The following is a 25836-nucleotide window of genomic DNA, read 5'->3' as shown; positions in this document are numbered from 1 at the left end:
TTGTTTTACATGATTGATAATCTCAGCTTGACGTAAAATGCACGTCCGGGCCGTTGGAGACGGAAATTGTCGTATGCTCTTTCATCTGTCAGGTTTCTTGCTTCAAAGGATACGTTGTACTTATTGCGATCCCAGGCATAGCTGAGCACAGCAGAGTGGATATTTTGGGACGGAATGAGATCTTTGGATTCAAGCGATCCTTGATCTGATTCGGTGAGATAAAACCAGTGGGTATATTGATATAAGTACGATAGTTGAACTCTGCTTCCCTGTTGAAACCAGTTATTCTGAATTAGGCTGATATCGGCATTTCCATAGACCCAAGGCCGGTTTATGAGTTGTTTGTTATAATTTGAACTGATTTGTTGCCTGGAGTCGTCTGTGTATTTTTTATTGTATAAGGCTTTATCGTAAGATCCATTAAGGGTAACCGCCAGCAGATCTTTAAAACCGTATTTGACTTCGGCCTCGAAACCATAGAGCTTCACCCCCTCTTCGTTGTAGCTTTGAAAATAGGAAATTCCATTCTGAATGACCGCCCGGCTGTTTATATAGTTTGCTGCCAGGCGATAGAAGCCTGTCACATCTACGTTCAGAAAATGATTTTGGTTGATGTAGGTATTGTAATAAAATCCGGTGTTGATGTTGTCACTACGCTCGGGTTTTACAGCCCAGTTCCCTATTGTATTGACACCATCGCCAAAAAGCGCAGTCATGGAAGGTAAGTTGTATGCCCTTTCGTAGGATAGTTTCCATCCGCCATCCTTGGTTATTCTATACCGGGAGGCAAGGCTCATGCTATAGTAATTACCTTGTTTTTTTTGATGAATTATTTCACCGCTGATCAAATTGTTGTTTCCATCGAATTTGCGCTCATCAATATCTTTCGAAGCATCCATGCGATAGTATTTTACCGCCAATACATTTGATAAGCGCTTGTCAAACCATTGGTTCTGCCAGGATAGCCCCAAAATATGTCTTCCCAAATAGGATGGTAAACCTGAGCGGTTATAATTGCCGACCAGATCATACTCTTTCTGATCATTGCTGTTAAAGTTGTAGTTGAAATTGATGCTTTGGTTACGGGCTTCGTCAAAGTCATAGTTTAAATTCACCCGCGCTAAATAGTTCGACAGATTATACTTCATGTCTTTTTGGGGATTTGGTGTTGTGCCCTCGTAATTTGAGACCCAGGCACCGGTCCAGTCGTAATTATACATGGCGGTATCTCTCACATATCGGGTGTCGTAGCTATAACTTGTGAAAATATCCGCATATAAGCGATTGACCAGAAAATTGCTTTTTTTATAGTTTAAGGTTGGCATCAGATAGTTGCTTTCGGACCATGCGCCACCAAATACCTTGCTGAGGGAAGCGCCGATCTGATTTTCCTTATGATTTTGGGAATAGGTGAAGCCTGCATAAAATTGATCTGCCCAGGATACATCGCGAAAACCAACCTCCAGTTGTCCCATAGTAGAGGTATAAGCATCGTTAAATCGCTTAGCTTTGGGGACGGCGAAATACTTGTTGTCGACCGTTTTCTCGATAAGAACATTGTACTTTTCGTTGGTATACATATTATAATCATTGTCTGAATGATTGTAATATGCATTCATTCGAAATGATAATTTGTTTTTTGGATTGGTAAAGGTGCCCACGATCGCAGCTTGATGTGTATTGAAGGAGCCATAGGAATAACTCAGGTCCAGGTAAGGTCGCGCGCGACGTTTGGTAATGATATTGACAGCACCGCCTAGTGCGTCGGAACCCAAAAAAGCAGGTACCACACCCTTATATACTTCAACACGATCAATCAAATTGACAGGAATATTATTTAAAGACATCGAGGAACCAAAATTCTCCATAGGAACACCGTCAATGTAGATCTTTGCATCGAGTCCATTGATTCGGAACACAAAGTTAGAACCGAGTCCACCATCTTCACGTATGGTAACTCCCGTAGCGCGCTTCAAAATCTGTGTCAGATTGGCTGCTTCGTTGGCATGTTTGTTCATGTCAATGACGCTAACATTGAATCCTGATCGCTTGATCTCGGCTACTTTCTTCTCATTTTCAGTTTTCCCATATGCCGATACGGTCACTTCCTCCATATAATTGCGATCTTCAATAAGCTGAAAATCCTGAATGAGTTTTTCGTTTACGGCTCTTTCTTCGCTGTGGTAACCAACAGCAGTGACATGTAAGATGGCGTCCGTTGAACTGTTTAATTGTAATTTATAATAGCCGTCTATATCGGAAGATGTGCCTGTATGCTGATCTTTTAAGCGTATGGTTGCTCCTGGAATGGGTTTCCCAAAGTTATCTTTGACAAAGCCTGAGAGGGCATGCTTTTTTGGGCTCTGTGCCTGTGTAAACAAGGTAAAAATTAATAATAGAATAAAAGTAGATGTTGACTTCAACATTTTATTTAGATTAAGTATATATAAGAGGGTTGCTTATACTTATCCTTTACCGAATGTTGATAGGGGGTATTTTTTTAAAAAAATATACAAATGGTTGATTGTGAGGTTGTTTTTTTTGTAGGGATAGAGCTCTTATTTTAAATAATCCATCCGTACGATAAAATTGGTGTTATTGGGAAGCTTAAGTCCTTTCGAAATTTCTTTCGTTTGTAAATCATATTTCCAGACACGGTGCTGGTCATTTGAGCCATCTATGGCAAAATACACGTACTTTCCATCCGCCCATACGTTTTCTTTCTGGGTACCTTTATCCAAGGGAATCTGGATTTTCTCTATAGAACCGGATTGTAGATCGACCAACCTGTATTCAAACTGATAGACAGCATGAAAATTGGAGAAATCGGTATAAAGCTTCTTTTGTTCGTTGCGGATAATTGCCTTTCCGTTGCCAACATACCAGATCCCATAGGCGTGATTTCCGATTGATCTGGAAATATTGATCATGTAGTCCTGGTCAACGAGCAGCTGACCTTTTCTTTTTCTAAAGATAGCTGTTGGTAATTTGGGGTTATTTCCCAGTGCTATGCCAGGATTAGTCATAAAATAATAATCACCTTCTTCGTCTTTAAAACTATAGGATTGTATGATATTGAAGCCGCCGGGATAAGTTGAACGTGTTTCTATCTGAATATTTTTAAGTTTAAAACTATCGTATTTTATGGTGGCGTAATAGGTTGTGTCAGATGTTGTATGCCCATACTTCCCCGTGGATTTAAAGAAGGAGTAGGCCAGCCAAAGATCGTCGTTTTCAATATTCACAAGCCCTAGGTGCAGCGCGCTATATTCCTTATTGGCAAAGGGGAGAACAATCGTATCTTGTTTCACGATTTTCATCCCCGCAACATTAATCTGATATAGTCTAGCTTGCGGTGTTCTATTTTCGGCATCCTCTCGGCAGACGGCAATTAGGTTGTCGTCATCTTTCCAGGTAATGGTTTCAAAATCACGGTTTTTTAATTGTATACTGTCTACAAGGACAAAGGATGAACCCTGTAATTGGTATTTTGTAAAGACACTCGTCTGACTCGATAGTCGATAAAAGAAGCCATTTTTGTAGATATATTCCCTCTCTTGAATACGCGAACTGGACAGTGGAATCTGAAAGATAGGGCGTCCGTCGTCATCTAAACTTTCGGTAAACAATAAGCTGGTGGGGTTTTCGTCTTTATTATACAGACAAAAGACAAAGTTGGGGTCTATATTTTTTTCTGAAATTTGTGTACATGAAAAAATGAAAATTACAAGGAAAAACAACACTAGTAATCGCTTCATACTTGTCAATTAAATGCTTTGAAATTGTTCCCTGATTTTAATTTGCATATTGTATGGTAAAAAAGCCAGATCACTTTTTTGAAATGCTACAATTTTACCAAAATCTGGAGAATTCGATACAAAATACTCTCTTCCGGCTTTAAATACCAATTTGTTGTGATGACTATCCAAAAGTTCAAAATCCCGTTTAGGTTTTATGATAAAGTCACCGGAGAATGCCAGTTTTTTATTGACCAAATCAATATTGGCCATACTATTTTTACTTAACTGCACATCGTAATAATCTTCGGTGAAGAACTTACTATTTTCAGCAGATGTATTGGTAAAGGTATGATTATCCAAAGCAGGATTGGAAAAATAGAAAATAGAAAAACCGATCACTAAAATAACCGCTGCTGCTGCTGCTGCAATTTTGCGCCATTTTATTTTGCCGTTTTGTGTAGCATCCGCCGTGATCTTATTCCACATGGACGATCCAACTTCTTCATTTACTTGAGTGCTTTCGGCGATACTGTCCCAGGAATCATTGTTCAACCATTTCTCAACTAAATGCCTATCAGCCTCAGAACATTGACCTGAAGCATATTTTTTTAGTATATTTTGGTTGATTTCCATTTGTTTTGATAATTCGGATACATTCAAAAGTACAAAAAAGTAAGCAATAGAAATCTAGTAATATTGATATTGCAATACTTTTTAAGTCTGATCTTAATAACTGATAATGCCTTGCTGATATGATATTCGACCGCTCTTTCCGAAATTAGTAAGTTTGTTGCGATTTCTTTATTGGTCAATCCCTCGTCACGGCTCAGTTTATATACATTTTTACATTGTCTTGGCAACGATTCAACTGCATCATCCAGATGATTTTTAAGTTCTTTGTAATAGAGATTGGTATCTTCGTACAATTCAGTTTTACTGCTTGACAGCGATTCATGGTGCCGTTGCTTAATACCCTTATTCCTTAAAAATTCCAGTGATTTTAATTTCACCGAGCGCAAAAGATAGCGTTCTGCATCCTGTAACTGAAGATCAGCTCTTCTTTCCCATAGGGATTTAAAAACATCTTGGACAATCTCTTTGGCATCATCTTCATCGCCAATGCTTTTTAATGCGAAAGAATACATTCTCTTCCAATACAATTGGAAAAACTCCTCAAATTGCCTTTTGTTGAGTGCTATTTTATGTACTGAGTTTTTCAAAGCGAACAAATATACGTTCTATTTAGACTTATTACAAATAAAAAAACAGTTGATTAAAGACCTACGGTCTAAGATTCTATTCCTGAGTATATGTTTAATTATTCTGGTGCTAATTTTTTAATTATAATTTTATTCGGTAGTTTTGGTGGCTGGTAAACCATACTATTATTTTCTTATTACTCTTTATTGTGGATAATCAAACTATTATTACACTGCTTATTGTCGGAATTGTTATCAGCAAAACACTTATCGGTGTACTGATTTACTTTTTGATTCGAAAAAACCGTCTGCTGAAATCCGAGCAGTTCAAGCTAGCCGCGGCCAACACTGCTCTGCATGAACAGGCCCAACGTATCCGGCATTATAATCAGGAACTTAAAATAGCGGAGAATTTTAAAACAAAGGTCCTGTCAATAGCATCACACGATCTACGCGCGCCATTTGCGTCGGTCGAGGTGCTATTGACGATCAACGATATTTCTTTAATCGAGAAGGAAGATCTCAGCCTGATTTTTACAAATTTGAAGGGGCAGGTTGCCCGATCCCGGAAGATGCTCGAAGAGGTGTTGCGCTGGACAGATGCCCAGTTGCGGGACAAACTTGAGAATACCGAAACCTGTAATATACTTGATCAAATAAATGACCTATTGGAAATGTATCGCCTAGAACTTCAAAAATCCAAGATGCTGGTTTTAAATACTGTGGACCGAAACTTTTCGGTCGATATACATAAAGAAATATTTTGTTTCGTGGTTAGAAATGTCATCAGCAACGCAACTAAATATGGGCGGACAGGCGGGAAGATACAGATCCTACTGAGGGATAATACGGTCGATCACTGGGAACTGACCATTATAAATGATGGTGATGAATTGTCTCCGGAAGTTCTTTATCATCTAAATTTTGTCAATAGCTGGGAACGTAAAAAAGCTGAAAATAAGAACGGTGCTGGATTGGGTATTTCCCTCTGTAGAGATCTCCTGAAGCGAATTAACGGAAGTCTGCAATTTGCGAACAGCAGTGGTGAGGGTGTTTCCGTAAAATTGATGTTTCCCCGTAAGCGTATAGGTGCATAACGCGAAAGAAATTGGACCGTCCAAAACATTTTAGTGCACATATTGTTGTAAATGCAGGGTATGGCCAGAATGATGAAAATATTTCTTTTAAGAATAAGACCTTTTCTTGTATTGCCTTTTCTGCTTTTGACCGGCTGTTCAACGTTGATCAACAATGTTCAGGTGCAGACACTGACAAAGAACTACTGTGCACCGAACGTAGCCTACGGATCAATTCCCGTACAAACAATTTCAGCTGCTGACAGTACCAGGCTCAGAGCTGTTTTTTCTTACCATGATTTTTTATTGGTTAAATACCTCAACCTTTGGCCACATATCATCGGTTATCTGGACAATTCCGGTAATCCCACGGTGAAGCTGGCGGCAAAACAAAAGGTGAACGACAGATACATGCTTTTTGAGACCGAATTGAATGCCATTGCGGCGGAACTGGACTGCAATGGAGAGCGCATTGATAAGCTCGCAGGCTACATGGACGAATTGAATTCGAATACACAGACCCGACTGACAGTGGCCTCTATTCTTTTGGGGGCTGTCACGGCGGTTACCGCAACGATTGTCAAAAATGATAAGCTCAATAATGGCTTGAGTATCGCCGGTGGGGTAGGCACAGCGGTTTTGGGATTTATGACCTTAAATCCCAAAGGAAAAAAGGTGAGTATGCATCTGACGCGCAATCTGCTCCAAAGCATCTGGTTTCAGAACAACCATGCGCAATTCTATCCAGCTTCGATATGGGGGATATTATCGGAAAAAGGGTTTAGTAACTCCGAAAATCTGTCGCTGGTAGAGACCACCCGGCAACGCTGGTTAAAATATGGCCTCGACGATCAGCAGGGCAGTCCTCTGGAAAAACTTTATTTTAGGGAGGGCGGCGTCTTTACGGCGGCGGAACTGCATGATCTGGCCAATATGCACAATGAACTGCAGGCAACCATACGGTCCGTACAACAGGATATGCGGAGTCTGATGCAGACCCTCAGTACACTGGACTGAGCTGTCGGTCTGTCGACACTGCTTTTGCGCTTTTTTGACTTTCTATTTTAGTTTGACGCCCCTATTTCCGTCTGATCTGCAATTTGACACCCAGGGCAAGCCCAATATAGTCATCAAATTTTAGGTATTTATTCTGAATACCACTGACCAGATACAGATCACTGGTATGTAGGTCATAATAAAATTTTATTCCTTCAAAATAGGAGGAATTGGATTTTAATTTATAGCTGAAGTCTTGACCAACAAAAATATTGATGCGTAGCCTGGTAGAGAACCTATAATAACTGTTCGGATATTTGTCGGGCTCCTTGTACCAGAACTGTTTGCCCAGCGTTGTGTTGAGGTAAACCCCGGTGCGCAGCGGATGGTAGCTGATCTGCTCATGCAGCTGTACTTTAAAAGGCGTATAGGTCTGACGCAGGGTTAAGGTGAGCTTGGCACGGTCGGTATCATATTTTGGGACATAACCCATTAAAAAGTCCGTCGACCACTGTTTCTGCCGACCATAATCCCAGCCCGCACCTGCCGAAAATAAACCGATGGATCCAGCATACTGAACCAAGTAACTGGAGGGTACAAGGCTGAAGGCCGCTTTTTTGAGTTCTTTGGTTTTGTTGCGTCCCGTAGGTGTTCTGCTGTCGGAGCCCGAAATTATGTCATACTCCCCGGCGAGTGTCTGGGCTGTCGTGATCGTGGAAAAGAAAAGGGAAACAAACGCGAGGAGTGATGTGCGTGCTTTAATAGGAAACAAGTTCATGAGCATAGTGATCCTTGGTGATTGTAAAAATTAGAAATTGGCGTTTGCCGATGTTGGGAGTGCCATAATAAATGATGCCGTCCTTGAAAATATCATCTTTCTGGTAAATATGGTCATGACCATTATTGCAGTAAAGCAGGTTAGGGTACTGTTTAATGCTGTATTGAAAGACAGAAGCCACATTGTTGTTGAACTGATCGGACATAGGCCTGGCATGCATGATCACTACACTCTGCTCAAAACGCTCTTTATCCGTCTGGCGCTCATGCTCAATAAATGAAAAATCAGGCACCGGTGTGGAATAATCCGATTCCAAGGCGTTTGTATTTAAGCATAGAAATTTTGTTTTTCCGGCTATAAAGCTATAATTAGGGCTGCCAAATACCTGTTGAAAAATCTCTTCCCCATTCGCCAGACAGTCGTGGTTGCCAAGCAACGCGACGTAAGGCTGTTTCAGTTTATCCAGAATATCGCGCTGCCATAGAAATTCTTTGGTAAGCCCAAAGTCACTGAGGTCACCGCCATGAATGATAAAGTCTATATCATTTCGAAGGTTGACTATTTTTACAAAATCGTCAAGTTCGTCATGCCATCGCTGCGAGTCGCTGATAAAAGCGTATCTTATGGTATCTCGATCTGCATAATCATGTTCTATTTTTGCGATATTTTCAGTGTTAATATGCTGCCTCCCATCGATTTTTCCAGAATAGGGATGGACATCAAACATGTCACAGCCTTGGATAAGAAAGAGGACGAAGAATAATGCGATGTATGTGCAATTTTTTTTCATGTGAATGCTGTTATTGACTTTTTGAACTCAAAAGTAAGTTTTAAACCCTGACCTCACTTTTTTACGGATTATTATTACCTCAATATGATATTACACGACATTGCATTAACATAAACTCATTCATTTTTTTTCTTTTTTTTATGGGTATATGTGTACATATACCTTCCATTTACGATAACGTTACCGCTACTTTATCCGGTAAATCTGTTGGATTTCTGTTCGTTAAGGTCTTTCTTTGGACTATAACGCAATTAAATAAACTCAAAATCTTACCTAAAAATGGATAAATTATGATAGTTCATATCCACAGTAATCGCAGAGTTGCCATTGGCACGACGCTGGGCTGTCTCTTCCTCTGGACAGGCATTGCCGCCGCGCAGACGACAACCATCAAAGGAAAGGTCAGCAGCACTACGGACCAAACTGCCCTGGTAGGTGCCACGGTTAGCAACCTGATGAACAAACTGGCTACAAAGACCGACAAACAGGGGAATTTTAGTATTAGCGCCAACGCAGGGGATAAACTCAAGATTTCGCTGCTCGGTTTTAAGACCATTGAAATCGCTGTTCCCGCCACGGGAGACCTCCAGGTCACGCTCGAAACGGAAAGCCAGCAGATGGAAGAGGTCGTCGTCACTGCACTGGGCATCAAGCGGCAGGTCCGGGGACTGACTTATGCGACACAACAATTGGATGGTGCCACGGTCAACAATGCCCGTGACAATAGTGGTAATGTGCTGAGCAGCCTGACGGGGAAAGTCGCCGGTGCTGTGGTCACCACCGCAGCAACAGGGCCTGGGGCATCTGCCAGGGTGGTTCTCCGCGGCAACAAATCTATTACGGGCAACAACAATGCGCTTATTGTGGTGGATGGTGTGCCCTACGATAATTCCAGTGCGCAGCAGGCCAGCGGCACCACCTACAATTATGGTACAAGTGACGGGGCAGCGAATATCAATCCCGATGATATTGAATCTATTAATGTGCTCAAAGGCCCTTCGGCAGCAGCGCTTTATGGAAGCAGGGCCGCAAACGGTGCCATTCTTATTACCACAAAACAGGGCAGAGCGGGGCGGTACCAAATTGACTACAACGGCAGCGCATCCCTGGACCAGGTCAACCTGCTGAGTAGATTCCAGAATAGCTATGGCCGTGGAAATGGGGGTGTCACGGGAACCAATGTTGGTGAAAGCTGGGGTCCCCAGGGCAGGACTTACAAAAATAATGTCCGTGATTTTTTTGAAAATGCAGCTACCTTTAACAACAGTGTCAGTACCTATGGTGGTACCGAAAAGGTCCAGGGCTACGTTTCCTACACCAATAATAAGATCGGCGGCATCATTCCGGGCAACGATCTCAAACGGAACAGCCTCAACCTGCGTGTCAATACGGAGCTGATCCCTAAGCTGAAAACCGATGTTAAGCTCAACTATGTCAACCAGCAGATCGACAACCGACCCCGACTGGGTGATATGGGAATCCCCGTGGAAGTCTATGTGATGCCAAGGGATATGGATAAGGCTGAACTACAGGATTATGAAACCATCGATCCCGTCACCGGCGAGCCACAACGGAAATATTGGTCTGGTTCTGCCGTCTACGACAACCCTTACTGGAGTACCAACCGTACCTCGGTCAATGAAGTTCGGGACCGCATCACCGCCATGGGCTCGGCAACCTACCAATTGACGGACTGGTTAAATGTCATGGGGCGGTTCAGTTATGATAAATACATCGATAAGACAGACGGTTCTTTCTATGCGGGTACAGTGTCCATAGGGGATGTCCGTCCCGGCGGTAAATATTTTGAAACGCATGCACGCTACCAGGAACGCAACTTTGATCTCTTATTTAATGGAAAGAATTCGATCAGTGAAGCCGTTAAAATCACTTACAACGTTGGCGCAAGTTCGTTAGACCGGCGGTATTCCAGCTTTCAGAATATGGCCAATGGGTTATCCATTCCCAATGAATTTAGCCTAAAGATGGCCACAACGCCTGAATTTTTGCTGATCAATGGCTATCAGCGCCGCCTCAATTCGATTTATGGAAGTGCGCAGCTAGCTTTTTTTGACAATATTTTTCTGGATATGACAGCAAGAAACGACTGGACCTCGACCTTGAAGTCACCGCACAGTTACTTTTATCCTTCAATCGGTGTATCTGCGATTTTTAACGAATGGCTCAAATTACCGGCTTGGGTCAGCTATGGCAAGCTGCGTGCCTCCTATACGCAGGTGGGCAATGACCCGGATCCTTATCTGCTCCAGCAGCTGTATTCTTTTGGCCTTGGTGCAGGAAAGGGCTTTATCTCACGCTCACCGATAAAAATGATCCCCGAACTGAAGCCGGAGCTGACAAAATCCTATGAAACAGGGCTGGATATGAAATTCTTTGCCAACAGACTGGGGTTTGACCTGACCTTGTACAAAAGTAATACGATCAACCAGCTGCTGACTCTTGGTCTGCCCATGGCGAGTGGTTATAGCCGGCAGTACATCAATGCCGGAAATATCGAAAACAGGGGAATCGAGGTCCAGCTGACCGCATCGCCCCTGAAAAAAGAAAATCTGGAATGGCAGACCACTGTCAACTTTGCCGCCAACACCAACAAGGTGATAGAATTGCACGAAAAAACAAAACGTGCGACGATCACAGAAAATACCAAATATGCTTCGGTGGTGGTTAATGAAGGGGAGCGATACGGTGATCTGTATGGCTATAAATGGAAAGTGGACGGGCAGACTGGCAAATATGTGGTGGACAATAGTGGCCTGCCCGTGGTTGAGGCCAATCAAAAACTGGGTAATTTTAATCCAAAGGCTTTATTGGGCTGGTCCAATTCAGTGCGGTACAAAAATTTCACGGTCAATGCTCTGATTGATACCCGTATCGGTGGTGAGATCGTATCGGGAACCTCGGCTTACCTGGCGGCTTTTGGTGTGGCGGATTATACCGCTGATTACCGCGATGGGGGGCTGGTGCTGGATGCCGTGGATGCCTCTGGTGCCGCCAATACCAAGGCCATCACGGCACAGCAGCTCTGGACCCGCGTATCGCAAAATGGCCGTGATGCCTGGGGTGAATTCTTTACCTATGACATGACCAATGTACGCTTGCGTGAACTGTCTGTCAGTTATAAGTTTAACCTCAAGAACACAGCAGCGATCAAAAGTGCGCAGCTGATGTTGACGGGCCGCAACCTATTTTTCTTTTACCGCGGAAAATCTAAGCTGGATATTCCGGGCATAGGCAAAACGGATAATCCTATCGATCCGGAAGCAGCGCTTGGCGCCGGTAATTTTCAGGGAGTCGAAGTGGGCCTGCCGCCTACAGTGCGCTCCTTTGGGCTGAATGTGAAGTTAACTTTTTAAATCCGTGAGAAAATGAAAAAGAGCACGATATATACCTCGCTATTAGCATTAAGCTTGCTGTCCTGTACCAAAGACTTTCAGGATGTCAATACTGATCCCAATAATATCACGGTGATCACACAGCGTGAATTGCCTTTTATGTTTGCCAAGGCCCAGTCTTCGGCTGCAATGAACAGATCTTTTTACCAGACAGTACAAAACCTGGGCGCAGATTTATATGCCCAGTATTTTGCACTTACCACGAATTCCTTCAGCACGGACCGCTATCTGCTGACGCCGGACTGGCAGCGCCGGTTCTGGACCGTTGTCTATGTGGATACGGCACCTCAGCTCAAAAGTATTCTTGAAAATACCGATCCCAAATCTGGGGAGGCTGCATTGGCCAATATTATGTGGGTCTATGCCTTCCATCGCCTGACAGACCATTTTGGACCGATCCCGTATTTCGGGGCTGCCGAAGCCAATGATGTCATTCCCTACGATCCCATGGATAAGATCTATGCGGATTTCTTTGAAAGACTGACGGTTGCAGTGGCCAATTTAAAGGCGCTGCCTGCGGGGACGAAGATTTTTCAGGGCTACGACCTGATTTTTGACGGGGATACCGATCGTTGGACCCGTTTTGCCAACTCACTCCGTCTGCGACTGGCCCTGCGCATTGCTAAGGTCGATGCGGGTAAAGCAAAAACCGAAGCGGAGGCCGCTGTTGCAGCAGGATTAATGTCAAACAATACCCACAATGCCAGCATGCTCAAATCTTTATCGGGCAATGATACCAACGGACTGGCCCAGGTCGCCGTATGGAATGAGTTTTCCATGAGCTCCACCATAGCCTCTTATTTAAAAGGCTATGCCGATCCGAGGCTAGGTATTTATTTTCAGCCCAGTTATACCGGAAAAGCATTTAATAGCGTCCGTAATGGTGCCACGGCAACCGACCTCGGCAATGTACGCAACCAGTCGGGGTCCAATTCGAATGTGGGTACATACTGGGTACGCTACAATGGTGCAGCCATTGAAGGCAATTTCACGCAGAACTTTCATGTGATGTGTGCCGCTGAATCTTTTTTCCTTCGTGCAGAAGGAGCGTTAAATGGTTGGAACATGGGGGGCGAGGCCCGGCAGCTGTACGAAGAGGGTATAAAAACCAGTATGGAGCAATGGGGGGTAACAGAATCGGCTCAGATCAACAGCTACGTGCTATCGGATCGTGTACCAGCAGCTCCGGGTGACTACCACAATTCAGCTGCAGTCGCCAGTATTCCTGTCAGATGGGCGGCAAGTCCGGCTGAACAGCGGGAGCAGATCGGTATACAGAAGTGGCTGGCCATATACCCCAATGGCATGGAAGCCTGGGCTGAATACCGGCGTACCGGATTCCCTAAAATGTATCCGCTGATCCAATCGGATAACGCGGATCTGCCTGTAGGGACGTTTATCAAGCGATTACCTTATCCATTGACTGAAGCGACGGACAATCTGACTGAACTTAACAAGGGACGCGCTCTGCTTGGCGGCACCGACAATGCTGCAACAAAACTCTGGTGGGATGTGGATTAATTTGGGTAAATTAAAATGATAGACTTCAAAATAGGGCTGATATCTTTAGGCATATTTATGGGATTAAATTCGAACATACAAGCACAACAACAGCCGGCATTACCTCGTGTGCTGGCGATGCCGGCAGAAATAGACCCGTTAAGGGTCGGGTTGGACGACCGGGTGGAACAGCTAATGGCAGGACTGGATCATCACACTACGGCAGATCCGCAGGAAATTATCCGGACGGTGAGAAACAACCTGAAGCTGGACGGATACGCCGTACCGCCACTGGATATGCAGCTTATTTCTTCGATTGAAAAGGGTAGCTACAGCATCCATACCCTGGTGTTCCAGAGCCTGCCCGGGGTATATGTGCCGGCAAGCTTATATGTGCCCAAGGGAAAGGGACCCTTTCCGGCGATACTGAACAGCCATGGGCATTGGCCTCCGGGACGGCGCAGTGAAATTGTCCAGCGAACAGCGCATATGCTGGCATCCAATGGCTATGTATGCCTATGCATTGATGCCATGGGCTCGGGCGAGCGCGGCCGCGGGCATCAGCATGAATATCATGGGGCCAACCTGGGTTCGGCGCTGCTTGATCTGGGCACGCCCCTGATGGGGATGCAACTGCTCGAGAATAGCCGTGCGATCGACCTACTCTGCGATCTGCCTGAGGTGGATCCCGAAAGGATAGGAGCTACCGGAGCAAGTGGTGGCGGCAATCAGACCATGTGGCTGGCTGCCATGGATCCTCGGGTCAAAGCAGCTGTCCCCGTCGTTAGCGTCGGTACCTTCCGCGCCTATATCATGAACAGCAACTGTGTCTGTGAACTCCATCCAAATGGATTGCTACATTTTGAAGAAGGGCAACTTTTGCAGGCAATGGCTCCCAAAGCAATCAAAATTATTACGGCACTCCGCGATGGTAATGCGGCCTTTAATGCGCAGCAGATGCTCAAATCTTTTCGCATTGCGAAGCGCGCTTATGAGCAGCAGGGGGTAGCGGAACGGCTCGACTATGAACTCTTTGATGAGCCGCATAGCTTTACCGAAGAAATGAACAGAAGTATGATCAGCTGGTTTGACGGGGTGTTTGCTATGCAGCGCAGGGGAGATAATCACCGGGTTTCCGACTTCCAGCCTTTGGATACCAATGCGCTGGCTGTATTGAAACAAGGGAGTAAGAGAGCTGGGATCCTCAGTATCCCAGCATTTGTCAGTCGAGAATTCAGCCGTGTAGAATCGCAGATAGCCACCTCGCCGCTGGACGAAGATGCATATAAAAAACAACTGCAAAAAATGGCCCTGATCGACACTGCTGACCACTTATTCCACGTGCAGTCGCTGGAGCCGCAGCAGGGCTGGAATCGGGTTATTCTGGAGCATTCCGCTGGGCAATTGATTCCGTTGTTGATCAGCCCGCCCCAGGCAGCGACGAATGCTATGCATGTCTACTTTCCTTCAAAAGGTAAACAAGAGACGCCATTGTCGGAAATTGACGCTCTACGGAGTAAAGGCGAGGGTGTTGTGCTGGTAGATCTATACGGGCTTGGCGAGCGCACCTCCATGAACGCTGATCAAATTGATGGCGCCCTGCCACGCTTTCATACGTTATCGCGCTCCCTGCTCTGGACGGGCAGCAACATGATGGGAATCTGGGCAGCTGAAATCGGGCTTATCAACAACTATCTGCAACAGGAATATAGTAGCTACAAACGGCTGCTTGTTGCTGATCGTGAGACCGCCATCGCTGCATTGATCAGCAATGTGCTGGCTGACACCGGACAGCCCTTGTTGCTGCGGCAGATGCCTGTCAGTTATCTGCCGGACGAGAGCGGTGTACTGGACAGCTACAATATGGCGATTCATATGCAGGGTATACTCCGCTGGGGTGATATCCCGATGCTACTGGCCCTCAACAAACAACAGACCAGTATCGAGGGACTCTATCATCTGAACGGTAAATTGTGTGAACAGTCCGAAAAACAGCAGTTACAGGACAAAGTACAGGGTTATAAAAAGCAATTGAGTAACGAAGGAGTACTCCTTATCAACTAAATACTATGGGAACAAATCGAAGATCATTTTTAAAACTGTCAGGATTGGCCGGCATTGGATTGATGACTGGCTGTACGCAGGAAAATAAGGCTCCGACAACGGCCAAACTGGATCATATCAGACTGGAAGCCACAAAAAAATACAGTTCTACCTTTAATATGTCGGGCTATGCAGCTCCAAAAATTCCCACGGTACGGGTCGGCTTTATCGGTGTTGGTAATAGGGGATCAGCTGCGGTAGAGCGTTTGAGCCAGATCGAGGGTGTAGCTATCAACGGCATCTGTGATGTACGGCCTGAGAAAGCTGCTGAAGCCAAAGGCCGGATCAAAACTGGCGGCCACCCTGCGCAGCTTTATACTGAAAATGCAGCACACTGGAAAAAAATGTGTGAACAGGCGGATTATGATCTAGTCTATATTGCCACGCACTGGCAACTGCACGCTGAGATGGCCATCTATGCGATGGAACAGGGGAAACATGTTGCCCTGGAAATCCCTGCAGCGACGAGCGTAGAAGATTGCTGGCGACTGGTACAGACTTCGGAGAAAACCAAAAAGCATTGCGTCATGCTCGAAAACTGCTGCTATGATTACTTTGAACTCCTGACCTTAAACCTCGCCCGGCATGGATTTTTTGGCGATATCGTTCATTGTGAGGGCGCTTATATCCACGATATCCTAGAGAGCTTTTTCGATGCTGAAAAGCGCTTTGATTTCTGGCGGCTTAAGGAGAATGCAGCACGCAACGGCAATCTATACCCTACACATGGTCTGGGACCAGTCTGTCAGGTGCTGAAAGTAAACCGTGGAAATAAGATGGAATATATGAGCTCCATGTCTTCCAAAGATTTTATGCTCCAGCAAAAAGCGAAGGAAATGGCAGCGAAAGATAAACAGTTTGAAGTCTATGCGGAAAAACCGCTTCGCGGAAATATGAATATATCCAATATACTGACCCATAGTGGCAGTACAATCATGCTGCAGCACGATGTGAGTTCGCCTAGACCTTATTCGCGTCTCCATCTGATCAGTGGCACCAAAGCTTTTGCGCAGAAATATCCACTGCCGGGCAAGATCGCCATCGGCCATGCCGACTTTCTGTCAAGCGAAGAGATGGTCAAGCTGGAACAGCAATATACCCCAGGGATAGTCAAAAGGATCGGGGAACTGGCCAAACAGATCGGGGGCCATGGCGGCATGGATTTTATGATGGACTGGCGCCTGATCGATTGCCTGCGCAATGGCCTACCGATGGACATGGATGTCTATGATGCGGCCAGCTGGAGTGTCATCGGACCCTTGAGTGAATGGTCCGTCGCCAATGGGTCCCAGCCCATTGAAGTGCCCGATTTTACCTGTGGCAACTGGAAAAATAATAAAGTACATGATATTGACCTTGCAGCAGCAGAGACCCAAGCTGCCCTATCATAAGTTAAATTGAACGAAAACAACGCTATAAAATCAAGAAACGTGAACATTAGAACATTTAAAACCCGGGAAGAACTCGGAGTACATGCAGGAACTGCAGGAATTGAAGCTATCCAAGCCGCCATTGCGGAAAAAGGCGAAGCCAACATTATCCTGGCGACTGGACAGAGCCAGTTTGAAACTCTTGAAACCTTAGTGTCCAGTGATTCCATCGACTGGAACAAGGTACGCATGTTTCACCTGGACGAATATATCGGTATGCCCATCAGTCATAAGGCCAGCTTCCGAAAATACCTGACCGAGCGTTTCGTGAATCAGGTAGGACCGTTAAAAGAAGTGGTACTGATCAACGGAGAGGAGGATCCGGCCGCGGAATGTATACGTCTGCATAACAAGATCAAAGCGCATCCGATCGATGTTGCCTTTGTGGGAATCGGGGAGAACGGTCATCTGGCTTTCAATGATCCACCCGCCGATTTTGACGTCAAAGAGGCCTATCTATTGGTCAACCTGGATGAACAGTGTCGACGTCAGCAGTTGGGGGAAGGCTGGTTTGGTTCACTGACGGAAGTGCCCTTGCAAGCCATCAGTATGTCTATCCAGCAGATTCTATCGGCCCGGAAAATTATCTGTGCTGTACCGGACGGGCGCAAGGCACAGGCGGTAAAAAACTGTCTGACAAAACCGATTTCCAACCTGAATCCAGCCAGCATATTGCAGCAGCACAGCGACTGCACCTGCTATCTGGACGCAGAATCAGCATCACTTTTAGACTAATTGGAATCATATGACAGCACCAGCACCCGATCGGAAAACCACTTGGGTATCCATAGGCATCATAGGAACGATGTTTTTTATCTTTGGATTTGTATCCTGGATCAATGCCATCCTTATTCCGTATTTTAAAATCGCCTGTGAACTGAGTAATTTCCAGTCATACCTCGTTGCTTTTGCATTTTATATTTCCTATCTGCTGATGTCGATGCCATCCTCTTATCTGCTAAAAAAAATAGGCTACAAGAACGGAATTATGGTGGGCTTCTGGATTATGGCCCTGGGGGCGTTTTTATTTGTTCCCGCGGCTTATAACCGGGCCTATCCGATCTTTTTGCTGGGGCTATTCACCTTGGGAAGTGGTCTGGCGCTGCTACAGACAGTGGCCAATCTTTATATTACGCTGATCGGCGAAAAGGAGCGGGCGGCGCAACGCATCAGTATCATGGGTATCTGCAATAAGGGCGCCGGAATACTGGCCCCCTTACTCTTTTCCTATGTCATTCTGCGGCCCCAGGACAATGAGCTCTTTAAGCAGTTGCCCCATATGGCGGATGCTGCACGTACCCTGGCTCTGGATGAATTGATATTACGTGTTGTCGGCCCTTACACCGTGGTTGGTATCATCTTGTTTCTGATCGGAGTACTGGTCAAATTCTCTATCCTTCCTGAACTCGACCAACAGCAGGGGACAGCGGAAAATAACAAGGGTGGCAACAAAAGTGTTTTACAATATCCGCACCTGATCTTGGGGGCTGTGGCCATATTTCTGCATGTCGGCACCCAGGTCATTGCAATTGATACGATCATAAACTATGCTGGTGTGATGGGGCTATCGCTGCTGGAAGCCAAAGCGCTGCCCTCTTACACATTGACAGCAACAATACTGGGCTATCTGTCCGGAATTGTACTGATCCCCAAGGTTTTTAGTCAGCGGACAATGCTGCGTTTCTGTACGGTTTTTGGACTGATTTTGTCTATCTTGGTGGTGACGGCACAGGGGCATGTGGTGCTCTTTCAAATGGACCTGGATATCTCCATCTGGTTTATTGTGCTTATCGGGTTTCCGAATGCACTGATCTGGGCAGGTATCTGGCCGTTGGCACTGGAGGGGCTTGGCCCACTGGCCAAGCAGGGGTCAGCCCTATTGATCATGGGGCTCTGCGGGAATGCGCTACTACCGCTGCTCTATGGGGTACTGGCGGATGCCATTGATCCTAAATCGGCCTATTGGATACTGACACCCTGTTTTTTATATCTGGTATTTTATGCCTTTAAAGGACACCGGATCCAGCGATGGACCGGACAAAAGAAAATAACAACTTAATATGCGGATCATTACGAATGCCAATATTATCATGCCTGACCACGTGATTGCGGGCGGAACACTATGGATTGCCGATGGGAAAATAGTAGCCATTAAGGCGGGCTATGTAGCCAGAGAAGCAGTCGATGCTGCCTGGTCGACTGCTGAATGGATGGATGCGCAAGGCTTTTATCTGGCACCGGGATTTATCGATATTCATGTACATGGCGGTGGCGGTGCAGATTTTATGGACAATACCGTGCCGGCATTTCTGACGGTTGCCGAAACACATCTGCGCCATGGTACCACCGCCATGCTGCCCACAACCTTGACCAGTGAACCCGAAGAACTGCTGGAGCTTTTTTCGGTTTATGAGCTGGCACGCGAGCGAAACACTTTTGGTAGCCGTTTTCTGGGCCTGCATTTAGAGGGTCCGTATTTTGCGATGAACCAACGTGGGGCACAGGATCCAAAATACATCCGCAATCCTGATCCGAAGGAATATTTGCCCATCCTCGAGCGTTATCACCCGATTATCAGCCGTTGGAGTGCCGCACCGGAATTGCCCGGCGCGCTGGACTTTGGACGTGCCGTACGCAAGTATGGCATTCTGCTGGCCCTGGCACATACCGATGCGGTATATGAAGAGATCCTGCCTGCAGTGGAGGTGGGCTATCGTCTGGCCACGCACTTTTATTCGGGGATGTCCGGTATGACGCGCCGCAATGCCCACCGTTATGCCGGAGCCATTGAAAGTTGTTTTCTTCTCGACCAGATCGACGTAGAGATTATTGCCGATGGGGTCCATTTGCCTGAACCTTTCCTGCGGCTGATCCATAAAGTGAAGGGCACGGACAAAATGATCCTGATTACCGACGCAATGCGTGCCGCAGGCATGCCCGAAGGGAAAAGTGTGCTCGGAAGCCTGCGTAGAGGGACCGAAGTGATTGTGGAGGAAGGGGTAGCTAAATTGCTTGACCGCTCTTCCTTTGCGGGCAGTGTGGCTACGGCAGACCGCCTGCTCCGGACGATGATTAATCAGGGGGGCGTGAGCCTGTCAGAGGCAGTAAAAATGATGACGGTCAATCCGGCGCGCCTGCTTGGACTAGATCATCAGATCGGATCGATAGCAGTAGGCATGGATGCGGATATCGTGCTTTTTGATGATCATATCAATATCCAGCACAGCCTGATCGGAGGTGAACTGCGGTATAGCAAATAAAGACTAGCCACTCGTCCGTCTAGTCGAATCCCTTTGGATCAACTTTCCGGGCAGTATGATGTCCTGAACTTCAAAATCCCGATTTTTGATATGACGGATCAGCAGCGCACAGCTTCTTCGGCCGATCTCCATGGCAGGTTCTTCGATGGTGCTTAAATTTGGCTCGACTACAACGGCGATGGGATCGTTTGTGAATCCGATGACACCAATGTCCCGGCCCACCCAAAGTCCCCGCTGTTTGATGGTCAGGATAGCACCTACAGCTTTGCGGTCATTGGCAGCGAAGATGGCGTCCGGAGGATCAGGAAGAGCAAGCAGTTGCTGCGTATCTGCAGCACCCTGTGCCTGTGAGAAGCCGGAGAATACAATGAGCTGTTTATCTACGGGCATATCATGTTGCTCCAATGCCCGAAGGTAGCCGCTTAGGCGCTGCTGGGTAAACTGCAAACTTTCGGGACCGGCAATGTGGGCAATACGACGGTAGCCCTGCTGGATCAGGTATTCGGTGGCCTGCATGGCACCGGCGAAATCATCCTGAACAACTTTTGAAGCGTGGATATCGCGGGGTACCCGGTCGAAGAACACGATGGGCATTCCTTTGGCCATGAGCTGCTCGAAATGCGCATTGGTCGATGAGTCGGAAGAGATCGAAATCAGAAGCCCATCTAAACTGCTTGTCGAAAGATTTTCCAGGAGCGTTTGCTCACGCGCTACATTATCGTTCGTCACATACAGTATGACATTATAGTCACGTTCATAGGCTTCCTCCTGGATACCTGAAATCACCATGGAAAAATAGTAATTGGTGATAAAGGGGATAATCACGCCAATATTTTTTGTTGAACCGGAAGCAAGCGCCGACGCATTTTTGTTGGGTTTAAAATTCAGTTTCTTGGCAAGTGCCAGTACCTTTTTTCGGGTTTCAGGGTTGACATCATGTGTATCCCGAAAAGCCCGTGAAACCGTTGATACCGAAATTTGGAGCATCCGGGCGATATCCTTGATGCCTAAAGGGTTCTTCATAGTGTTAGATAGGTTTAACCAAATTTAGGATACAAAATACTAAAAACTATCGAAATAAGCAGGATCTCTCTAGCTATAAATGACAACTTTATTGTTAGTTCATTTGAGGGGTTCTTCTTTTCGGAGATGTGCCTTGACTGTATATTAATCCTGTTTTTGTAAATGTCCCCTATGTGACTTCTTGTTGTTTTGGTGGGCCTACAAGGATGGCTCTGTTTACCAGTACCGCTTAAGAGGGCTTAAGGAAAGCGGAACTGGAGACTTATCCTGATAGTGGGAAGATCTTCTGGTTTAAGAATCTCGCATGCGAGTAGAAAAAGCTCATGATCTGAATCTAGCGAAATCCCTTTGTTATATGAATAATCTACTTTTATAGTCGGATGGCGTAGTGCCTTTGATGGATTTAAAAAATTTATTAAAGTTGGGTAAAGAATTGAATCCACAGGCATAAGCAATATGGGTGATCTGGTTTTCGTCTTGGCCCAACAGTCTGCAGGCTTCTTGTATACGGACTTCATTTACGAACTGCGAAAAGGTTTTTTTTGTACGTGCTTTAAAAAACCGGCAGAATGCGGGTTTTGTCAAGTTAGCTAACCTAGCCGCTTCTTCTAACGAAATGTTCTTTTCGAAGTTTTTAAAAACGTAATCGTAAACATTATCAATGGCCTCACCATAATTCTTTAAAGGACTAATAAGATAGGGTTCACTGTGTAGCAAAGTATACTCATCTGTATCAAGAAGAATTGCTAAGGACTCAAATAAACAGGCTGTTTTTTGAATGTCGGATGCCACAAGCATTTTTCGGAGCAACTTTTTTAGTTTACTTTTTGTATTGCCATACAATAACATCCCTTGCTTAGATCTGGCTAAGAATGTCTTGAGAGCTGTATTGTCGAATAACGACGAGCACAGTGAGCTGATAGCATCGGGATGGAAAAATAGAGATAAGGATTCGGGGACTGGGCTGTTTATACCCAGTTTTTTTTCATGGTACCAAACGTGAGGAAGGCCCGGTCCAATAAATGTTAGCTCGTCAGCTTCAAAATCATCGAATTGATTTCCTATGTATCTGCTGCCATTCCCTTCAATAATGTGAGTCAATTGGCATTCATTATGAAAATGATATGCTCCGGAAAATTGATTCTCTTTTCGGATTTCAAAAATACGGTGCTTATAATTTTCAAGCGCTTTAGCATAAACTGGCCTCATGGATTCTAAGATATTTTAATGGAGCGTCCAGCGATGTGAACTCCAAGCTGATTAATGATTTGACACCTTAATCAAAAGACGGGATATAAATCCAGTAGGCCATGTAATAAATGCTTAAAATCATGTAAAAAATTATTCTTCACGATAAAATTGAGTCGTCTTTTAAGTTCTCATTTTAGGCTGATAAAGCTTTAGGAAGATATTGTCGATTTTGTGAAAGTTTTGGTCGATAAAGTGGTTTTTATTCAAAGAGATTACTTCTAATTTTGCTAGTTAGATAAAACGAACCAATAGAAAAAGAAGGCATTTTATGTACTTTTGGTTGCCACGCCTGTGTCGTCGCAAAGTAGGGAGATACCTAAAAAGCATGAATCAATAATATCTGACTTAAAAAAACAAAATATCCATCAAGGGAATGAAAGCGATAAAAATTATAAAAGAAGGTCTTGTACAAAGCGTTGAGTTGCCACGACCTGATTTGCGGGTGGGGCATGTGTTGCTCAAAATAGATTATGTGGGGTTTTGTGGATCTGACCTCAACACCTTTCGGGGACTGAACCCGCTTGTCAGATTGCCCATTATTCCCGGCCACGAAATTGCGGGGACGGTAGTCGAAATAGGAGCGGATGTAGCACCTGAAATTCAAATGGGTATGCGGGTCACCGTAAATCCATATTCCAATTGCGGACGTTGTGCCGCATGTAAAAATAATAAACCCAATGCCTGTCAATTCAATGAAACCATGGGGGTGCAACGTGATGGTGCTATGGCGGCTTATATAGCGGTACCGTATGAAAAGGTAATCCCCGGAGACGGCCTGTCGGCAAAGGAGCTGGCACTTGTCGAACCGATGAGTGTGGGCTTTCATGCCGTAGATAGGGCATCGGTAACCGACAATGACGTAGTATTGGTCTTGGGATGTGGCATGATCGGTATAGGGGCAATAATTCGGGCCGTCAGACGTGGAGCTTCGGTTATCGCTGCAGACGTAAGCGAAAGTAAGCTTGCTCTGGCCAGACGTCTTGGCGCAAAATTCAGTATCAATACAGCTGCGGAAGATCTAAAGCAGCGACTGGATGAGCTGACCAACTTCATGGGCGCAGATGTCGTCATTGAGGCGGTCGGTAGACAGGAAACCTATCTGGCGGCAATTGATGCCGTGACGTTTACTGGAAGGGTGGTCTTTATTGGCTATGCAAAGGAGCCGATTCCTTTTGATACACAGTTTTTTGTGAAAAAGGAACTGGATATTATGGGGTCAAGGAACGCATTGCCAAAAGACTTTGAAGCGGTGATGGATTATTTAAAATCAGGAACCTGCCCAGTGGACCAACTGATTACCGCTGTCTGCACTCCTGACGGGGCACATGCTGCTCTTAACGCCTGGGTGAAAGATCCAGGAAGTGTGTTCCGGATACTGGTCAAATTCTAATCAAAAATATATTCTGAAAATGGAAGGTAGATTAAGCCAATCCTTTGGGAAATATCACAGATAGAAGTCCGAAGGAAATAGTAATTAGGTCCTAATGAAAACAAAGCTAATGATCGCTGTTTGTGTAGGTGTTTTTTTACACAATTTATATGCGCAAAATCCCAATTCGAAAGCACTGGATCTGAAAAAGACCTATGTCATCGAAAAGACAGACAGTAAGGCAGAAGTTGTTCGTAAAGCAGTGCATTTAATCCCGAATGATAGGCAATACCAAGCGCTCAAGGATGAATTTATAGCATTTATCCATTTTGGTCCCAATACATTTACCGAAATGTATTGGGGACGCGGAAAGGAAGATCCGGCAATATTTGACCTCAAAGAGTTAGACGCAGATCAATGGTATACGGCAATACGGCAAAACATCACGATGGTTTTGTCCTCTGGCAGAACCGTTATACCAAACATGGTATTATGTCTACAGGTTTTCAGCAAGAGCATGGGATACCTGATCGTCGCTTTTGAATACATGGACAGCCCTAAATCAATTCTTTAGGACGAATGCTAAAATAATTGTAGCTCAAATGGCAACAATTATTATATTTGCTACATTGTCAACTCATGAAAGCGAAACAATTCATATGGATCTTACTGCCTTTGATGCTCCTACAAAGCTTCTCAACTGTATGGATATGGACCGTTTTTCAGATCAATAGGGATTATATAGCCAAGTATGAATGTGTCAACCGCTTTAACGGACAAGCCCTTTCCTGTAGAGGGCAATGTATATTGATGAAAAAGATGCGTGAGCACGAAGAAAAGGAACAAAAAAACCTTGAAACACGCATTATTGATGTTGTCTTTATCAACAATCCCCTGAATTTTATCTTCGAAACTTCGGTATACGACGAAGCTGCTGCAACACGCGCTTTTCCGCAAGTGAACGAAGAATATGCTTACAGCCCTATCTTTTCTATTTTTCGCCCACCGCTCGTTTAATTTCTTTTTAAGGAATTTGCCGGATAAATCCATTATCTTTTTATACCAATGAGGCAATTCCTATGTGTTTTCCTTTTAGGGATGACTTTTCCATAGTTTTCTGTGGCATTTATCCCCCCCCCGATGTATGTTTGGAGGGCGATTGGGAGACCAGTTGTCTGCTTCGGATCAGTAAGCTTGAATATCGAATTGTCTGATCTACGGTAGCAATACGGCTGGGAAAACTGATTTATACCGTTGCAAACAAAATTAAAAAAGAGAGCGAAATGAAAACTAGAATAAATATGGTAGGGTCAAACGCCGTACACCCGAATGGATCATGAATATAATGCTCGATCCTGCGACCATGCTTGACAAAGATCCGGATGCTAGGGCACTGCGTAAAGGGTGTGCTTCTCCAATGATAAGTCTGGGCTTGCAGCAAGAAGAAGCGCGCACAATTTTGGAATACCTCCGTGAACGGAATAGTGTGACAAAGTGATAAATTGAAGCGAATGAAATCCTACAAAGTGAAAGCACTATTTGGAGTATTGATGGCCTGGGCAATTTGCCTACAGGCAACAAATCTGCTGTGGGTATTTATTGGCTTTGAATGCAATCGTGATTATATTGAACAAAACGTATGCATCAATCGTTATGGCCCTGTAGCGACCTGTAAAGGTTTCTGCTACATCAGCGAAAGAACAGTCCAACAGAAAGATTTCAGCGATGTACTCGTTAAGGTGAAAAGTGCCGAAATACTGCTATTTGCACGACTCGACGATGCCGTAAGTTGGGTGCAGCCGTTTAGCCTGATTTTAAAAATACGTTATCCGCAATCAAGGGGTCATCAATTGTCTCAAGGTATTTTTATGCGGATTTTTAAACCCCCTATCGTATAACCATTTCCCT

The 25836-nt window shown here is 45.1% G+C and carries 22 protein-coding genes; 14 read left to right on the top strand and 8 right to left on the bottom strand.

Features of this window, described 5'->3' with window-relative positions; all coding sequences use genetic code 11:
* Positions 1-5: 5 nt before the first annotated feature.
* From D7322_RS20245 to D7322_RS20230, 4 genes are all read right to left on the bottom strand, one after another.
* Positions 6-2426 carry a TonB-dependent receptor gene (locus D7322_RS20245; protein ID WP_121126045.1) on the bottom strand — a complete coding sequence of 807 codons (2421 nt, stop codon included), beginning with the start codon at positions 2424-2426 and terminating at the stop codon, positions 6-8.
* Positions 2427-2558: 132 nt separating this feature from the next.
* A complete protein-coding gene (locus D7322_RS20240) occupies positions 2559-3758 on the bottom strand; it encodes a hypothetical protein (protein ID WP_121126044.1) in 1200 nt (399 codons plus the stop codon).
* 9 nt (positions 3759-3767) lie between these two features.
* The gene (locus tag D7322_RS20235; RefSeq protein WP_147430499.1) at positions 3768-4373 is read right to left on the bottom strand and encodes a hypothetical protein; all 606 of its coding nucleotides are present in this window, start codon (positions 4371-4373) and stop codon (positions 3768-3770) included.
* Between the two features lie 23 nt (positions 4374-4396).
* Positions 4397-4960, bottom strand: coding sequence for an RNA polymerase sigma-70 factor (locus D7322_RS20230; protein WP_245971393.1), 564 nt, complete (start codon positions 4958-4960; stop codon positions 4397-4399).
* Positions 4961-5148: 188 nt separating this feature from the next.
* Between D7322_RS20230 and D7322_RS20225 the strand changes: the two genes are divergently transcribed.
* Both D7322_RS20225 and D7322_RS20220 read left to right on the top strand, forming a co-directional pair.
* Entirely contained in the window at positions 5149-6036 is an 888-nt protein-coding gene (locus tag D7322_RS20225) for a sensor histidine kinase (RefSeq protein ID WP_121126041.1), read from the top strand.
* A gap of 69 nt (positions 6037-6105) precedes the next feature.
* Positions 6106-7032, top strand: a complete 927-nt coding sequence (locus tag D7322_RS20220; RefSeq protein WP_147430498.1) for a hypothetical protein — start codon at positions 6106-6108, stop codon at positions 7030-7032.
* 61 nt (positions 7033-7093) lie between these two features.
* On the opposite strand, the gene D7322_RS20215 is transcribed toward D7322_RS20220, so the two are convergent.
* Positions 7094-7789: a hypothetical protein gene (locus D7322_RS20215; protein ID WP_121126039.1), complete on the bottom strand. Its 696-nt coding sequence runs from the start codon at positions 7787-7789 to the stop codon at positions 7094-7096.
* Positions 7770-8579 (bottom strand): metallophosphoesterase family protein, encoded by an 810-nt coding sequence (locus D7322_RS20210; RefSeq protein ID WP_121126038.1) that lies wholly within the window; start codon positions 8577-8579, stop codon positions 7770-7772. Before D7322_RS20210 ends, D7322_RS20215 begins: the two co-directional genes overlap by 20 nt.
* Positions 8580-8869: 290 nt before the next feature.
* Between D7322_RS20210 and D7322_RS20205 the strand changes: the two genes are divergently transcribed.
* The 7 genes from D7322_RS20205 to nagA are packed head-to-tail and all read left to right on the top strand — an operon-like array spanning position 8870 to position 20285.
* Positions 8870-11953 (top strand): SusC/RagA family TonB-linked outer membrane protein, encoded by a 3084-nt coding sequence (locus D7322_RS20205; RefSeq protein WP_121126037.1) that lies wholly within the window; start codon positions 8870-8872, stop codon positions 11951-11953.
* A 12-nt stretch (positions 11954-11965) separates the two neighbouring features.
* Positions 11966-13513, top strand: a complete 1548-nt coding sequence (locus D7322_RS20200; protein WP_121126036.1) for a SusD/RagB family nutrient-binding outer membrane lipoprotein — start codon at positions 11966-11968, stop codon at positions 13511-13513.
* Positions 13514-13528: 15 nt separating this feature from the next.
* On the top strand, positions 13529-15556 hold the full coding sequence (locus tag D7322_RS20195; RefSeq protein ID WP_121126035.1) for an alpha/beta hydrolase family protein: 2028 nt from the start codon (positions 13529-13531) through the stop codon (positions 15554-15556).
* Positions 15557-15561: 5 nt separating this feature from the next.
* Positions 15562-16986, top strand: coding sequence for a Gfo/Idh/MocA family protein (locus D7322_RS20190; RefSeq protein WP_121126034.1), 1425 nt, complete (start codon positions 15562-15564; stop codon positions 16984-16986).
* A 39-nt stretch (positions 16987-17025) separates the two neighbouring features.
* A complete protein-coding gene (locus tag D7322_RS20185) occupies positions 17026-17760 on the top strand; it encodes a glucosamine-6-phosphate deaminase (protein ID WP_121126033.1) in 735 nt (244 codons plus the stop codon).
* A 10-nt stretch (positions 17761-17770) separates the two neighbouring features.
* Positions 17771-19084, top strand: coding sequence for a sugar MFS transporter (locus tag D7322_RS20180; RefSeq protein WP_121126032.1), 1314 nt, complete (start codon positions 17771-17773; stop codon positions 19082-19084).
* Position 19085: 1 nt separating this feature from the next.
* Complete coding sequence (nagA, locus tag D7322_RS20175; RefSeq protein WP_121126031.1) at positions 19086-20285, top strand: N-acetylglucosamine-6-phosphate deacetylase; 1200 nt, start codon at positions 19086-19088, stop codon at positions 20283-20285.
* 3 nt (positions 20286-20288) lie between these two features.
* Here nagA and D7322_RS20170 read toward each other — a convergent pair whose 3' ends face one another.
* Both D7322_RS20170 and D7322_RS20165 read right to left on the bottom strand, forming a co-directional pair.
* A complete protein-coding gene (locus tag D7322_RS20170) occupies positions 20289-21308 on the bottom strand; it encodes a LacI family DNA-binding transcriptional regulator (protein ID WP_121126030.1) in 1020 nt (339 codons plus the stop codon).
* Between the two features lie 351 nt (positions 21309-21659).
* Complete coding sequence (locus D7322_RS20165) at positions 21660-22517, bottom strand: AraC family transcriptional regulator (protein WP_121126029.1); 858 nt, start codon at positions 22515-22517, stop codon at positions 21660-21662.
* A gap of 415 nt (positions 22518-22932) precedes the next feature.
* On the opposite strand from D7322_RS20165, the gene D7322_RS20160 reads away from it, so the two are divergent.
* The 5 genes from D7322_RS20160 to D7322_RS20145 all read left to right on the top strand — a co-directional run bounded on the left by D7322_RS20160 (position 22933) and on the right by D7322_RS20145 (position 25826).
* Positions 22933-23949, top strand: coding sequence for a zinc-binding alcohol dehydrogenase family protein (locus D7322_RS20160; RefSeq protein ID WP_121126028.1), 1017 nt, complete (start codon positions 22933-22935; stop codon positions 23947-23949).
* A 94-nt stretch (positions 23950-24043) separates the two neighbouring features.
* On the top strand, positions 24044-24502 hold the full coding sequence (locus D7322_RS28520; RefSeq protein ID WP_183078783.1) for a hypothetical protein: 459 nt from the start codon (positions 24044-24046) through the stop codon (positions 24500-24502).
* A 65-nt stretch (positions 24503-24567) separates the two neighbouring features.
* Entirely contained in the window at positions 24568-24945 is a 378-nt protein-coding gene (locus tag D7322_RS20150; protein ID WP_121126027.1) for a hypothetical protein, read from the top strand.
* A gap of 319 nt (positions 24946-25264) precedes the next feature.
* Positions 25265-25426: a hypothetical protein gene (locus D7322_RS28515; RefSeq protein WP_183078782.1), complete on the top strand. Its 162-nt coding sequence runs from the start codon at positions 25265-25267 to the stop codon at positions 25424-25426.
* A gap of 13 nt (positions 25427-25439) precedes the next feature.
* Positions 25440-25826, top strand: coding sequence for a hypothetical protein (locus D7322_RS20145; RefSeq protein WP_121126026.1), 387 nt, complete (start codon positions 25440-25442; stop codon positions 25824-25826).
* Positions 25827-25836 lie beyond the last annotated feature (10 nt).

The organism is Sphingobacterium puteale, from assembly GCF_003627955.1.
GTDB classification, from domain to species: Bacteria; Bacteroidota; Bacteroidia; order Sphingobacteriales; family Sphingobacteriaceae; genus Sphingobacterium; species Sphingobacterium puteale.
Note: the sequence above shows the minus strand (reverse complement) of the source record. Positions and strands in the feature narration are given on the sequence as shown.

What these genes read in the sequence shown, in the direction of transcription:
- D7322_RS20200 (WP_121126036.1), top strand. Translation starts at nt 11,966, where the DNA reads ATGAAAAAGAGCACGATATATACCTCGCTATTAGCATTAAGCTTGCTG.
- D7322_RS20245 (WP_121126045.1), bottom strand. Translation starts at nt 2,426, where the DNA reads ATGTTGAAGTCAACATCTACTTTTATTCTATTATTAATTTTTACCTTG.
- D7322_RS20160 (WP_121126028.1), top strand. Translation starts at nt 22,933, where the DNA reads ATGAAAGCGATAAAAATTATAAAAGAAGGTCTTGTACAAAGCGTTGAG.
- D7322_RS20180 (WP_121126032.1), top strand. Translation starts at nt 17,771, where the DNA reads ATGACAGCACCAGCACCCGATCGGAAAACCACTTGGGTATCCATAGGC.
- D7322_RS20210 (WP_121126038.1), bottom strand. Translation starts at nt 8,579, where the DNA reads ATGAAAAAAAATTGCACATACATCGCATTATTCTTCGTCCTCTTTCTT.
- D7322_RS20145 (WP_121126026.1), top strand. Translation starts at nt 25,440, where the DNA reads ATGAAATCCTACAAAGTGAAAGCACTATTTGGAGTATTGATGGCCTGG.
- D7322_RS20165 (WP_121126029.1), bottom strand. Translation starts at nt 22,517, where the DNA reads ATGAGGCCAGTTTATGCTAAAGCGCTTGAAAATTATAAGCACCGTATT.
- D7322_RS20195 (WP_121126035.1), top strand. Translation starts at nt 13,529, where the DNA reads ATGATAGACTTCAAAATAGGGCTGATATCTTTAGGCATATTTATGGGA.
- D7322_RS20215 (WP_121126039.1), bottom strand. Translation starts at nt 7,789, where the DNA reads ATGAACTTGTTTCCTATTAAAGCACGCACATCACTCCTCGCGTTTGTT.
- D7322_RS20235 (WP_147430499.1), bottom strand. Translation starts at nt 4,373, where the DNA reads ATGGAAATCAACCAAAATATACTAAAAAAATATGCTTCAGGTCAATGT.
- D7322_RS20240 (WP_121126044.1), bottom strand. Translation starts at nt 3,758, where the DNA reads ATGAAGCGATTACTAGTGTTGTTTTTCCTTGTAATTTTCATTTTTTCA.
- D7322_RS20190 (WP_121126034.1), top strand. Translation starts at nt 15,562, where the DNA reads ATGGGAACAAATCGAAGATCATTTTTAAAACTGTCAGGATTGGCCGGC.
- D7322_RS20170 (WP_121126030.1), bottom strand. Translation starts at nt 21,308, where the DNA reads ATGAAGAACCCTTTAGGCATCAAGGATATCGCCCGGATGCTCCAAATT.
- D7322_RS20220 (WP_147430498.1), top strand. Translation starts at nt 6,106, where the DNA reads ATGATGAAAATATTTCTTTTAAGAATAAGACCTTTTCTTGTATTGCCT.
- nagA (WP_121126031.1), top strand. Translation starts at nt 19,086, where the DNA reads ATGCGGATCATTACGAATGCCAATATTATCATGCCTGACCACGTGATT.
- D7322_RS28520 (WP_183078783.1), top strand. Translation starts at nt 24,044, where the DNA reads ATGAAAACAAAGCTAATGATCGCTGTTTGTGTAGGTGTTTTTTTACAC.
- D7322_RS28515 (WP_183078782.1), top strand. Translation starts at nt 25,265, where the DNA reads ATGAATATAATGCTCGATCCTGCGACCATGCTTGACAAAGATCCGGAT.
- D7322_RS20150 (WP_121126027.1), top strand. Translation starts at nt 24,568, where the DNA reads ATGAAAGCGAAACAATTCATATGGATCTTACTGCCTTTGATGCTCCTA.
- D7322_RS20205 (WP_121126037.1), top strand. Translation starts at nt 8,870, where the DNA reads ATGATAGTTCATATCCACAGTAATCGCAGAGTTGCCATTGGCACGACG.